This window comes from Bartonella sp. 220B (assembly GCF_026930205.1).
Taxonomy (GTDB): domain Bacteria; phylum Pseudomonadota; class Alphaproteobacteria; order Rhizobiales; family Rhizobiaceae; genus Bartonella.
Window position 1 is genome coordinate 217,104 of sequence record NZ_JANHOI010000001.1, and the last position, 11,737, is coordinate 228,840.

Here is an 11,737-nt window from a genome sequence, read left to right on the forward strand (position 1 = left end):
GATGTCTTATGATGTGGTTGTGATTGGAGCGGGACCTGGTGGCTATGTCGCAGCAATAAAAGCAGCGCAACTGGGGCTTAAAACAGCAATTATTGAAAAGCGTACGACGTTGGGAGGAACATGTCTTAATGTTGGTTGTATTCCTTCTAAGGCGTTGCTACATGCTTCGGAAGTGTTTGCGGAAACGCAACATGGCTTTGAAACACTTGGTATTTCTATTGCAAAATCAAAACTTAATCTTGATCAAATGATGGCGCATAAAAAAGCTGTTGTTACAGCCAATACCAGTGGTGTCTCTTTCTTGATGAAAAAAAATAAAGTTGACACTTTTTTTGGTACAGCCAAAATTTTAGCCGCAGGTCAAATTGAAGTTGTTGCTAGGGATGGTAACAGACAAACAGTCGCAACCAAGAATATCATTATTGCTACGGGTTCAGAGAGTTCAGGTATCCCAGGTGTCAATGTTGAAATTGATGAAAAGGTTGTTGTCTCTTCTACGGGAGCTCTTGCTCTTGAAAAAGTACCAGCGCGTATGATTGTTGTTGGTGCTGGTGTTATTGGTTCAGAGCTTGGTTCAGTTTGGAGTCGCTTAGGCGCTAAAGTAACCATTATTGAATATCTTAATAAAGTTTTAGGATCAATGGATGGTGAAGTTTCACGGCAGTTCCAAAAAATAATGGAAAAACAGGGAATTGAATATAAGACGGGTGCAAAAGTGACAGCTATTACGCAATCTGGTTCAAGAGCTCAAGTGAGCTTTGAAGCGGTAAAAGGTGGTGAAACTGAAACTTTAGAGGCTGATGTTGTGCTTATTGCTACTGGACGTTCTCCATATACGGAAGGTCTTGGTTTGGAAGAGGTTGGTATCAAAGTGGATGAACGTGGTTTTATTGATATCGATGCGCATTGGCAGACCAATATTCCAGGAATTTATGCAATTGGTGATGTTGTTAAAGGACCAATGTTAGCGCATAAGGCGGAGGAAGAAGGTGTTGCTGTAGCAGAAATTTTGGCAGGTCAAAAAGGGCATGTTAATTTTGATGTTATTCCTAGTGTTGTCTACACACAGCCTGAAATTGCCAGTGTAGGAAAGACAGAGGAAGAATTGAAAGCTGCCGGTATTGAGTATAATGTGGGTAAATTCCCTTTTATGGCTAATGGTCGTGCACGTGCGATGCAAAAAAATGATGGGTTTGTTAAAATTCTTGCCGATAAAAAGACAGATCGGGTTTTGGGGGGACATATTTTTGGATTTGGTGCTGGTGAAATGATCCATGAAATTGCGGTCTTAATGGAATTTGGTGGTTCATCAGAAGATTTAGGACGTTGTTGCCATGCGCATCCTACGTTATCGGAAGCAGTGCGAGAAGCAGCTTTAGCAACATTTGCTAAACCACTGCATATTTAATTCTCTAGATGCGCTTGTTTGCGCTCTGTAACTCTTTCTGAAAAAGGCTAAGATACACATTTTTGTAAATTTATGTGTTGGAGGTTTATGAAAAAACCGCCTCTTTCAAAGGGCGGTTTTTCTGTATTTGTTTCTGGTAGTGGAAATAGGTTTAGAATTGTAACTTTTTCTCTTCTTGTTGTTCTCTTATCCAAGTTGAAAGCCCCATATGATCAAGATATTTGAGGAAAGGGCGTGAGGGTAATTCTTCTACATTGACCATGGTTTTAACATCCCATTTTCCGGTGGCAATAAGAAGAGCGGCAACAGCTGCTGGTACTCCAGCTGTGTAAGAAATGCCTTGTGCACCGGTTTCATGAAAAGCTTGTTTATGATCAGCGATATTATAGATAAAAACTTCTCTTGGCTTTCCATCTTTTTCGCCTTTAATAAGGTCTCCAATACAGGTTTTTCCTGTATAGTTTGGTGCTAAAGAAGCTGGGTCAGGTAAGACGGCTTTTACCACTTTTAAAGGAACAACCTCTTGATCCTCTGCTGTTTTAATGGGTTGTTCGGATAAAAGTCCGAGATTTTTCAAAACGGTAAAAACAGTGATGTAGTGTTCACTAAATCCCATCCAGAAGCGAATATTTTCAACATTGAGATTTTTAGATAATGAATGAATTTCATCATGTCCTGTCATATAAGCTTTTTGCTTTCCAACAACGGGAAGGTCCCATTCATGGCTGACTTCAAACATTTGATTGGAAACCCATTTTTTATTTTGCCAAGACCATACCTTTCCTGTAAATTCTCGAAAGTTAATTTCTGGATCAAAATTCGTAGCAAACCAACGTCCATGGTTTCCGGCATTAATATCGATAATATCAATATCGGTGATTTTATCAAAATAACATTCACGCGCTAACGCTGCATAAGCGTTTACAACACCTGGGTCAAAGCCTGCACCTAAAATAGCTGTTATACCAGCCTTTTCACATTCTTGGCGTCTGGGCCATTCATAATTGCCATACCAAGGAGGTGTTTCACAAACTTTCAAAGGGTCTTCATGAATTGCAGTATCGATATAAGCGCATTTTGTTTCAATACAAGCTGAAAGAACAGACATGTTAAGAAAAGCCGACCCAACATTGATGACAATTTCACATTTTGTTTTTTGGATGAGTTTTATGGTTTCTTCTACATTCATTGCATTGAGCGCATGCCCTTCAAGAACCCTTTGTTCTTTCATTGCGTTTTTTTCTTTAATGGAAGCAATAATGGTTTCACATTTTTTGAGTGTTCGTGAAGCAATATGAATGTCACCGAGAATATCGTTGTTTTGAGCACATTTGTGCGCGACAACTTGTGCAACACCTCCAGCACCAATAATGAGAATATTTTTCTTCATTGTCGATTCGTCTCCTTTTCAATACTGTTGTATAACGTTTCTTGAACGGTTATTTTTTATGAAAGACTTTTCAGATAGTCATTATAACTAAATTGGCGTTGCACTGTTAATGTACCATCAAATTCTTTAATAACAATAGCGGGCATTGCAACGCCATTAAACCAATTTTTCTTAACCATTGTATAGCCTGCTGCATCTTGAAAAGATAATCTATCACCGACTTTAAGCGGCTCAGGAAAATGAAATGTTCCAAAAATATCACCGGCAAGACAGGACTTTCCACAGACCATAATTTCATGAGGGCCCTGATTGGGCTCTAATTTGGCATTTTCACGATAAATGAGAAGATCAAGCATATGGGCTTCAATTGAGCTATCAACGATAGCGAGTTTTTTTTCATTATATAACGTATCAAGAACACTTACTTCTAGTGTGGTGCTTTTTGTTATAGCGGCTTCTCCTGGTTCTAGAAAAATGGTGACACCATAGGTTTGTGAAAAATGTTTTAAACGTTTTGCAAAAGTTTCTAGAGGATAATTTTCAGCTGTAAAATGAATTCCACCACCAAGGCTTATCCAGTCAACAGCAGCAAAAAGTTCTGCGAATTTTTCTTCCATATGATTCAGCATTTGATTAAAAAGATTAAAATCGGCATTTTCACAATTATTGTGAATCATGAGTCCATTGATAAAGGGCAGAACTTTTTTTATAGCGCTTTTGTTGATTTCTCCTAAGCGACTAAAAGGGCGAGAAGGATTGGCAAGATCAAAATTAGATGTGCTGATTCCTGGATTTAATCTTAGTCCTCGTTGAATGGTTTTTGTTTTATCAGCAAAACGTTGAAGTTGTTGGATGGAATTAAAAATAATCTTATCTGCGTAACCACAGGCTTCATCAATCTCATGATCTGCCCAAGCAACCGAATAAGCATGGGTTTCTTTGCCGAATTTTTCTCTTCCCAAACGCAATTCATAAAGGGATGATGATGTGGTTCCATCCATAAATTCAGACATTAAATCAAAGACACTCCATGTAGCAAAACATTTCAAAGCAAGCAAAATTTTTGCTCCAGATATTTCGCGTAAGCGCGTGATAATTTCCATATTTTTTATGAGTTTAGATTTATCTATCAGATAATAGGGAGTTCTTATCATTGTTTATCCATTCTCTTTTGAAGGATCTTATTGTGAAGTTTAACGTTTAATATAAAGAGCAACAGAATGTCTCAAAAAAAAAGGAGGTTTGTTTCTCTAGCTGTAAAAAAATTTTCTGTAACTGCATTTTGGTTTTGTGATGATGAGATTTACGTTATGTGTGTGAAAAAAAAATTATATTATGCTTTAGCTCTTATATTCGTTAGTGGTTTTTTCATGATAACAATCAACATTGTTTATTGGGGAAAAAATAAGAATGATGTTGAAGCCAAAGTGGCTTCTCAGGTTTTTATTCCAGAAAGTACGACGCCTCTGGTTTTTACGGGACGTAGAGAACTTAACGGTTTTAAAGGGTATCATAATTATCGGCGTGGTTACCGTAAGTATAGAGATAATTGGTGGTATCCTGAAGCAGCCTTTGTTGTATTGCCACATCTAAATGCAAAACACATGCTCTTGAAAGGTATATCAGATGCGAAAAAACTGCCTCAAGAGCATATTGAATCTTGTCGTGCGCGTTATCGCTCTTATAATAAAAATGATAACAGTTATCAACCTTTTTATGGGCCTCGTAAGCAGTGTCTTTCGCGCTTTTTAAAAGGGTAGAAGTTGTTAAACGTGAAAAATTTCTATCGAATCTTGTCGTATTCGTTCCTGTTCTAAAATTAAAGAGGGGGAATTTATATGATGCGTATTTTTTCACGCAACAGTTGTTTTTTAAAAATTTTAAGTGCTTTTAAGTTTTATTAAATCTTATTATCGTAAGTGCGGGATGAGGGGGTGACAATATAAATTATAAATTTTTATTTTGTTTATGACAAAATATTAAGGACTGTAGGGAGCTTAAAGAATGACAATACGGGAAGCAATGTTGATATTGCTCGTTTTGCTCCCCTTTGGTGGAAGTGCTGTTATAGGTTTCTTTCGTTCGACAGCAAAAAATAATGAAGCATGGTTTGCTGGTATCATTGCACTTTTCAGTCTTCTTTTTACAATAATACTTTATCCAGCCATACATGGCAATCACGTCGTGCGTTTAGATATTTCATGGCTTTCAGAGTGGGGTGTTGATTTGATTCTCCGTATGGATGGTTTATCATGGCTTTTTTGCTTGCTCATTACGGGAATTGGGCTGCTTATTGTTGTCTACGCGCGTTATTATATGGATCCAGCGGATTCTGTACCGCGGTTTTTTTCTTTTTTCCTAGCTTTTATGGGCTCAATGACGGGAATAGTTTTGTCAGGAAATCTCGTCTTTTTGGTTGTGTTCTGGGAACTCACCAGTATTTTTTCTTTTTTATTGATTGGGTATTGGTATCACAATGCGAGTGCGCGTGAAGGGGCGCGTATGGCTTTAACAATCACAGGTTTTGGTGGTTTTGCCCTTTTTATTGGGGTTTTATTGATTGGATTCATCGTTGGCAGTTTTGATTTGGATAAGGTGTTGCAGTCTGGAGATATGATCCGGTCAAGTTCTCTTTATAATTTTGCCCTTATTTGTATTTTATTAGGAGGATTAACAAAGAGTGCACAGTTTCCTTTTCATTTTTGGTTGCCCAATGCTATGGCTGCTCCAACGCCCGTATCGTCTTATTTGCATTCGGCGACAATGGTGAAAGCAGGATTATTTTTGCTTGTTCGTTTATGGCCCGTCCTCTCTGGAACAGAATCTTGGTTTTGCCTCGTTGGTTTTTCAGGTCTCTCAACCCTTTTGCTTGGTGCCTATTTTTCTATGTTTCAGCAAGATTTGAAAGGGTTGCTTGCTTATTCGACGATTAGTCATCTTGGATTGATTACCACGCTTTTAAGTCTTGGTAGTCCGCTTGCATGTGTTGCTGCGATCTTTCATATGGCCAATCATGCTACTTTTAAAGCTTCTTTATTTATGGCTGCTGGCATTATTGATCACGAAACAGGAACCCGTGATATGCGTAAACTGACAGGTCTTTATCGTTCTATGCCTATTACAGCAACTCTTGCTTTGGTTGCAAGTGCGGCGATGGCTGGAGTTCCTTTGTTAAATGGTTTTTTATCAAAAGAGATGTTTTTTGCTGAAGCAGTTGAAATGCATATGGAGTCGTGGCTCGACTGGATTGCACCTTATGTAGCAACATTGGCGAGCTTGTTTAGTGTGACTTATTCTATACGCTTTATTCACGGCGTCTTTTGGGGATCAAAACCTCTTCATTTACCCGAAACGCCACATGAACCACCGCATTTTATGCGTTTACCAATGGAACTTTTGGTCTTTATTTGTTTGGCAGTTGGTATTTTTCCTAATGTAACAATAGGACCTATTTTGGATAATGCGGTTGTGTCTGTTTTAGGACCAATGACAGTTCCTTATAGTTTAGCTGTTTGGCATGGAGTTAATACCCCGTTAATGATGAGTTTGGGGGCTTTATTAGGGGGTGGATTGCTCTATGCTCTTGGGCACCGTTATTTTTTATCCTGTGATGATGGAGCCCCTTTCTTTCGCCATTTAAATGGACCGCGTATTTTTGAGCGCATTCTCGCCATTATTTCTTGGAAATGGGCACGCGCTTTGGAAGCTATTTTATCAACGCGCTGTTTGCAAATACAGTTGCACTGGATTTTTGGTGTGTGTTTTGTCTTTGTTGGTTTTTTGCTTTGGTGTGATGGTTTGATTTCAGCAGGTTCTTTACCGCTTTTTCCACTTGATATTCCTTTTGTTGTTCTTTGGTTGGTTGGTGGATTGTGCGCACTTTTAGTTGCTTGGCAAGCAAAATTTCACCGTCTTGCTTCACTTATGCTGTTGGGGGGAGCCGGCTTGATGACTTGTGCAACCTTTTTATGGCTCTCTGCACCTGATTTGGCAATAACACAGTTGGTTGTTGAAGTGGTGACAACCGTTCTATTATTGCTTGGTTTGCGGTGGTTGCCTAAACGTTTATATAATCCTGCTCCAATCTCTGTTCATTTTTTTGTGCGTTTACGCCGTATGCGTGATTTCTTTATAGCTCTTGTCGGAGGTGCAGGGGTAGCGTGGCTTTCCTTTGCCATGATGACACGTTCTCAAGGGACAACAATTTCTGATTTTTTTCTGACGAATGCTTATTCTGCGGCTGGGGGGCGCAATGTTGTGAACGTGTTGTTGGTTGATTTCCGTGGTTTTGATACCATGGGCGAAATTGTCGTTTTGGGCGTTGTTTCACTCACTGTTTTTACTCTTTTACGGCGGTTTCGTCCTGCTCCTGAAAGTATTGATGCGCCTTTTCAACAACGTATTCAAAAAGCTTTTGATATGGAACATCCTGATCGGGATGTAGGGGATACAGTATTGAATTATCTTACTATTCCTGCTGTTATGATGGGATGGCTCTTTCCGGTTATTATCGCTTTTTCGATTTATTTATTTCTACGGGGGCATGATCTTCCTGGGGGGGGATTTGTCGGTGGTGTGACGTTAGCGATAGGCTTTATTTTGCAATATCTTGCACGTGATATTCGTTGGATAGAAAGTCGTTTGAGGGTTCTACCTTTACGTTGGATGGGGGGTGGCTTATTGCTATCAGTTGCAACGGGAGGTGGAGCTTGGTTGGTTGGCTATCCTTTTTTAACGTCCTTTTTTCAATATATTGATTTTCCATTGATTGATAAGGTTCCCATAGCATCCGCTTTTTTGTTTGATTGTGGTGTGTTTTCTCTTGTGTTTGGAGCAACAGTTCTCATTTTAATTGCACTTGCACACCAGTCCATTCGAAGTTACCGAATTGGTAAGAGACCTCTTTTGAAAGAGAAGGAGGATTAATGGAAATTATTCTTTCTTTAGGTATTGGTGTTCTTGTTGGATCAGGCATTTGGCTGGTTTTACGTCCACGAACTTTTCAGGTTATTCTTGGGTTATCTTTGCTTTCCTATGGCGTTAATCTTTTTATATTTTCAATGAGTAGACTGCGTAGCAATGCTGCGCCAATTGTTGATCCTTCTACAGTAATCAATCCAGAGAATTATGTTGATCCTCTTCCGCAAGCTTTGGTTTTAACAGCAATTGTGATTGGTTTTGCAACAACAGCTTTATTTTTAGTGATTCTTCTCGTTTCACGTGGATTAACAGGGTCAGATCATGTTGATGGACGTGAGGTGCAGTGATGAAATCCTGCATGCAGCATCTTCTTATTTTGCCTATTCTTTTACCATTAAGCACAGGAGCACTCCTTCTCTTTTATGATGAACGCCGTTCAAAACTTAAATCACTCATAAGTCTTTTTTCAGCGGGATTGTTGGTTATTATTGCGGTTTTGTTGATTATGCGTGCTCTTGAAGTTACGCCGGCCTCGGAGGTTTATCGGCTTGGCAATTGGCCTTCTCCCTTCGGAATTGTTTTAGTTCTTGATCGTTTAAGCGCTATGATGCTTTTGCTTTCTAGTTTGTTGATGATGAGTGCGTTGGTTTTTGCACAGGCTCATTGGTACAAAGCGGGTCCTCATTTTCAGTCACTGATGCAATTTTTTATTGTGGGAATAAACGGTGCTTTTTTGACAGGTGATTTATTCAATTTATTTGTGTTTTTTGAAGTGATGTTAACAGCTTCTTATGGGCTGGCATTGCATGGTTCTGGTCAGTTACGCGTGCGTGCAGGGTTGCATTATGTTGTGGTTAACCTTGTAGCTTCGCTCTTTTTTTTAGTTGGTACAGCACTCATTTATGGAGTCGTTGGGACCCTTAATATGGCCGATTTGGCTGTAAAAATAAAACAGATAGCTTCTGGAGATATTGTTTTATTCGAAATAGGTGCTGCAATTTTGGGTATTGCCTTTTTACTCAAAGCGGGTATGTGGCCACTTAACTTTTGGTTGATGCCAACTTACAGCGCAGCAGCAGCTCCCGTGGGGGCATCTTTTGCACTTTTGAGTAAAGTGGGTATTTATATTATTTTACGTTTAACATTGCTCTGTTTTGGTCTTGAAAGTGGATATTTGAACCATTTTGGTCATATGGTTTTGTTTTATGGTGGACTTGCAACCATGACTTTTGGTTTTATTGGGGTCTTGGCTAGCCAAATTTTGGTCCGTTTAGCAGCTTATAGTGTTCTTGTCTCTTCCGGTACATTGTTGGCCGCAATCGGAATTGGCAGTACAGAGCTTATAGCAGGTGCACTCTTTTATATTGTTTCTTCAACTTTAGCTCTTGGTGCTTTTTTTCTTCTGGTAGAGCTCGTTGAACGTTGTCAAGATGTGGCCGCCAATGTTTTAACTGTTACAATGGAAGTGTATGGTGATGATGAAGAGGAGGAAGAAGATGAAGTTGGCACTTATTTGCCAGTAACTTTGGCGATTCTTGGGGCATGTTTTGGTCTTTGTGCTCTTTTGATTATTGGTCTTCCACCTTTTTCTGGTTTTGTTGCAAAATTTATGATGTTCTTGGCAGTTTTAAACCACATGAAGAAGGATTTATCTGCCTCTCTACCGGTTTATCATGATTGGCTCTTTGTGATTTTTGTTACCCTCTCTGGTTTTGCAGCTTTAATAGCTCTTACACGCACAGGTATCAGAACTTTCTGGGTTTCTCTTGAAGAGAGGATTCCGCGTGTCCAAGTGATTGAATTTGCACCTATTGTCGTTCTCCTTGCTTTGTGTTTTCTTATAACAATTGTCGCTGGTCCTGTTGGTCATTATATGTCTGAAACAGCTAAAACTTTATATGAGCCTCAAAACTATATTGGCAGCGTTTTAGATGATTTTTCTCTCAAAAAGAGGGAGATGAATTAATGAATTATTTTTGTCCTTTCCCTTTTTTTAGTGCGGCAATTGTCTTTATGTGGTTAACCTTAAACGGTTTTAGTTTAGATCAATTGCTTTTAGGGATTATCGTTGCTTTATTTAGTGGTTGGGTGGTTCAGTTTCTTGAGCTGGAAAAGATCACTCTTAAAAATTGGCGTGCGGTTTTTCGTTTGATTTTCCGCGTGTTTATCGATTCTATCATATCAAATATTTCAGTAGCTTTCTTTGTTTTTACAAAAAGGCTTCAAAAACAGCAATCTGGTTTTATTGTGGTGCCTCTTTTGCTCGAGAGTTATACTGCTTTGGCTGTTTTAGCGTGTATCCTTGCAATAACTCCAGGAACCGTTTGGATTGCCTATAATAGAAAAAATGGTGAACTTTTGCTTCATATCTTAAATCTTAAGGATGGATATGATTACCAGCGGTTGATCAAACAACGATATGAAAAATTACTTTTGGAGATTTTTTCATGAGTATGGTTATTCTTTATTGGGGGCTTTTTCTCTCACAGTTTTTTTTAAGTTTAGCGATGATTCTCGCATTGTTTCGGTTGATTTGTGGACCAAGGGCGCAGGATCGGATTGTTGGTTTAGATGCTCTTTATATAAATACTATCCTTTTATTTCTTACATTTGATATCCGTTCAGGGACAACTATTTATTTTGTAGCAGCTCTTATTCTTGGGCTTTTAGGTCCTGTCTCGAGTGTTGCTTTGGCAAAATTTCTTATGCGTGGGGAAATTATTGAATGAAAGATGATGTATCGCTTGTGGTTGCTATTATTGTTACAGTTTTTTTAATATTAGGGTCTGGTCTCACATTGATTGGAGCAATAGGATTGGTGCGTTTTTCCAATTTTTATGAGCGTTTGCATATGCCTTCATTGAGTACAAGTTGGGGCGCTGGTAGTATCCTCATTTCATCGTTTCTTTATTCAATATTTGTAGATCATCATTTTGTTTTTCATGAATTCTTGTTGGTAATTTTCTTGTTTGTCACGACACCTGTAGCCTCTATGTTGCTGTCACAGGCCGCAGCTTATCGAAATTATTCAGAAAATAAATTAAAAAAACCGCTGGCTCTTTTATCGCATCAGATGGACGAAAAATCGTCCGCAACAGAAGAAACATCATAAGATCAAGAGCCAGCGTGGTTTTGAGTGTATAAGAACTTTTCTATTTTTTATCTTGTTCTTCTACACAGTGGAAGGGTTTTTCCTCCTTTGGATCATTAATGAGATCATATAATGAGGCTTCATTGTGTTTTGTCCACCAAATATATTCACCTCCCGCATATTTTGCTCCTGAAGCAGAAATGACATTGGCAGCGATAATACGCTTCTCATTCCATTTGAGATCAACTAAAGAAATATCACCTGTATTATAGTAGGTTGCTTCAACGCGCTCTTTTTTTGTTCCAATACTGCATTGGTAGGCAATAGATTCTATCGTTGGCTCTGGGGTATCCGGGACTTCAATGACTAAAGAGCTTGCAAAAGCACTCATTGCGCTAAACAGTGAGAGAGTTAAAGTAGCAAAAAATTGTAAATTAAAAAAAGTTTTTTTCATAATGTTTACCTAATTATTTAAAACAATAATGTTGATTCATCTTTACAGTGGATGGGTTTTTTTCTTTCTGGATCACGAGCAAGATCATAAAGTGTGATTTCATTGTTGTTTTCCAACCAAATGTACTCTTCTCCTTCATATTTTTTTCCTATGTCGGCGATTACATTTGCAGCAATGACACGATCACCTTTCCACTTGAAATCAAGCAACGAAATATTGTCAGCATTGAGATAGACTGCTTCAACCCGTTCTTTACTTGTTCCAGCATCGCATTGATAGGCAACTGTTTGTGTTTTTGGTTCAGGAGTGTCTGGTACTTCAATGACGAAAGAACCAGCGAAGGCATTTATTGAGCTGAAAGATGATAGAATTAAAATGGCGAAAAATCCCAAAATTTCTAAAGTTTTTTTCATAATGCTTCCCTGTGTTATGCAGAAGAATGATTTGACTGATAGGATGGTGTCTACGGCAGGA

The 11,737-nt window shown here is 38.7% G+C and carries 12 protein-coding genes; 8 read left to right on the plus strand and 4 right to left on the minus strand.

Going from position 1 to position 11,737, the window contains the following annotated elements:
* The first annotated feature begins 1 nt into the window (after position 1).
* The gene (lpdA, locus tag NPX99_RS00810; RefSeq protein WP_269029865.1) at positions 2-1,408 is read left to right on the plus strand and encodes a dihydrolipoyl dehydrogenase; all 1,407 of its coding nucleotides are present in this window, start codon (positions 2-4) and stop codon (positions 1,406-1,408) included.
* A 151-nt stretch (positions 1,409-1,559) separates the two neighbouring features.
* On the opposite strand, the gene NPX99_RS00815 is transcribed toward lpdA, so the two are convergent.
* Positions 1,560-2,798 (minus strand): saccharopine dehydrogenase family protein, encoded by a 1,239-nt coding sequence (locus NPX99_RS00815; RefSeq protein ID WP_269029866.1) that lies wholly within the window; start codon positions 2,796-2,798, stop codon positions 1,560-1,562.
* Between the two features lie 56 nt (positions 2,799-2,854).
* The gene (locus NPX99_RS00820; protein ID WP_269029867.1) at positions 2,855-3,952 is read right to left on the minus strand and encodes a carboxynorspermidine decarboxylase; all 1,098 of its coding nucleotides are present in this window, start codon (positions 3,950-3,952) and stop codon (positions 2,855-2,857) included.
* A gap of 156 nt (positions 3,953-4,108) precedes the next feature.
* Between NPX99_RS00820 and NPX99_RS00825 the strand changes: the two genes are divergently transcribed.
* The 7 genes from NPX99_RS00825 (at position 4,109) to mnhG (ending at position 10,830) form a co-directional block, all read left to right on the plus strand.
* Complete coding sequence (locus tag NPX99_RS00825; RefSeq protein WP_269030023.1) at positions 4,109-4,558, plus strand: BA14K family protein; 450 nt, start codon at positions 4,109-4,111, stop codon at positions 4,556-4,558.
* Between the two features lie 244 nt (positions 4,559-4,802).
* Positions 4,803-7,724 (plus strand): monovalent cation/H+ antiporter subunit A, encoded by a 2,922-nt coding sequence (locus NPX99_RS00830; RefSeq protein ID WP_269029868.1) that lies wholly within the window; start codon positions 4,803-4,805, stop codon positions 7,722-7,724.
* Positions 7,724-8,065 (plus strand): Na+/H+ antiporter subunit C, encoded by a 342-nt coding sequence (locus tag NPX99_RS00835; protein ID WP_269029869.1) that lies wholly within the window; start codon positions 7,724-7,726, stop codon positions 8,063-8,065. Before NPX99_RS00830 ends, NPX99_RS00835 begins: the two co-directional genes overlap by 1 nt.
* A complete protein-coding gene (locus NPX99_RS00840; protein WP_269029870.1) occupies positions 8,065-9,684 on the plus strand; it encodes a monovalent cation/H+ antiporter subunit D in 1,620 nt (539 codons plus the stop codon). Before NPX99_RS00835 ends, NPX99_RS00840 begins: the two co-directional genes overlap by 1 nt.
* On the plus strand, positions 9,684-10,169 hold the full coding sequence (locus tag NPX99_RS00845; protein ID WP_269029871.1) for a Na+/H+ antiporter subunit E: 486 nt from the start codon (positions 9,684-9,686) through the stop codon (positions 10,167-10,169). The genes NPX99_RS00840 and NPX99_RS00845 overlap by 1 nt, the downstream gene beginning before the upstream one ends.
* Positions 10,166-10,447: a K+/H+ antiporter subunit F gene (locus NPX99_RS00850; RefSeq protein ID WP_269029872.1), complete on the plus strand. Its 282-nt coding sequence runs from the start codon at positions 10,166-10,168 to the stop codon at positions 10,445-10,447. Before NPX99_RS00845 ends, NPX99_RS00850 begins: the two co-directional genes overlap by 4 nt.
* Positions 10,444-10,830 (plus strand): monovalent cation/H(+) antiporter subunit G, encoded by a 387-nt coding sequence (gene mnhG / locus NPX99_RS00855; protein ID WP_269029873.1) that lies wholly within the window; start codon positions 10,444-10,446, stop codon positions 10,828-10,830. Before NPX99_RS00850 ends, mnhG begins: the two co-directional genes overlap by 4 nt.
* 40 nt (positions 10,831-10,870) lie before the next feature.
* On the opposite strand, the gene NPX99_RS00860 is transcribed toward mnhG, so the two are convergent.
* The gene (locus tag NPX99_RS00860) at positions 10,871-11,263 is read right to left on the minus strand and encodes an MliC family protein (RefSeq protein ID WP_269029874.1); all 393 of its coding nucleotides are present in this window, start codon (positions 11,261-11,263) and stop codon (positions 10,871-10,873) included.
* 17 nt (positions 11,264-11,280) lie between these two features.
* The gene (locus NPX99_RS00865; protein ID WP_269029875.1) at positions 11,281-11,676 is read right to left on the minus strand and encodes an MliC family protein; all 396 of its coding nucleotides are present in this window, start codon (positions 11,674-11,676) and stop codon (positions 11,281-11,283) included.
* Positions 11,677-11,737: the final 61 nt, after the last annotated feature.

Excerpts from the sequence above, each read along its gene's own strand:
- lpdA (WP_269029865.1), top strand. The coding sequence starts at position 2 with ATGTCTTATGATGTGGTTGTGATTGGAGCGGGACCTGGTGGCTATGTC.
- NPX99_RS00815 (WP_269029866.1), bottom strand. The coding sequence starts at position 2,798 with ATGAAGAAAAATATTCTCATTATTGGTGCTGGAGGTGTTGCACAAGTT.
- NPX99_RS00820 (WP_269029867.1), bottom strand. The coding sequence starts at position 3,952 with ATGATAAGAACTCCCTATTATCTGATAGATAAATCTAAACTCATAAAA.
- NPX99_RS00825 (WP_269030023.1), top strand. The coding sequence starts at position 4,109 with ATGTGTGTGAAAAAAAAATTATATTATGCTTTAGCTCTTATATTCGTT.
- NPX99_RS00830 (WP_269029868.1), top strand. The coding sequence starts at position 4,803 with ATGACAATACGGGAAGCAATGTTGATATTGCTCGTTTTGCTCCCCTTT.
- NPX99_RS00835 (WP_269029869.1), top strand. The coding sequence starts at position 7,724 with ATGGAAATTATTCTTTCTTTAGGTATTGGTGTTCTTGTTGGATCAGGC.
- NPX99_RS00840 (WP_269029870.1), top strand. The coding sequence starts at position 8,065 with ATGAAATCCTGCATGCAGCATCTTCTTATTTTGCCTATTCTTTTACCA.
- NPX99_RS00845 (WP_269029871.1), top strand. The coding sequence starts at position 9,684 with ATGAATTATTTTTGTCCTTTCCCTTTTTTTAGTGCGGCAATTGTCTTT.
- NPX99_RS00850 (WP_269029872.1), top strand. The coding sequence starts at position 10,166 with ATGAGTATGGTTATTCTTTATTGGGGGCTTTTTCTCTCACAGTTTTTT.
- mnhG (WP_269029873.1), top strand. The coding sequence starts at position 10,444 with ATGAAAGATGATGTATCGCTTGTGGTTGCTATTATTGTTACAGTTTTT.
- NPX99_RS00860 (WP_269029874.1), bottom strand. The coding sequence starts at position 11,263 with ATGAAAAAAACTTTTTTTAATTTACAATTTTTTGCTACTTTAACTCTC.
- NPX99_RS00865 (WP_269029875.1), bottom strand. The coding sequence starts at position 11,676 with ATGAAAAAAACTTTAGAAATTTTGGGATTTTTCGCCATTTTAATTCTA.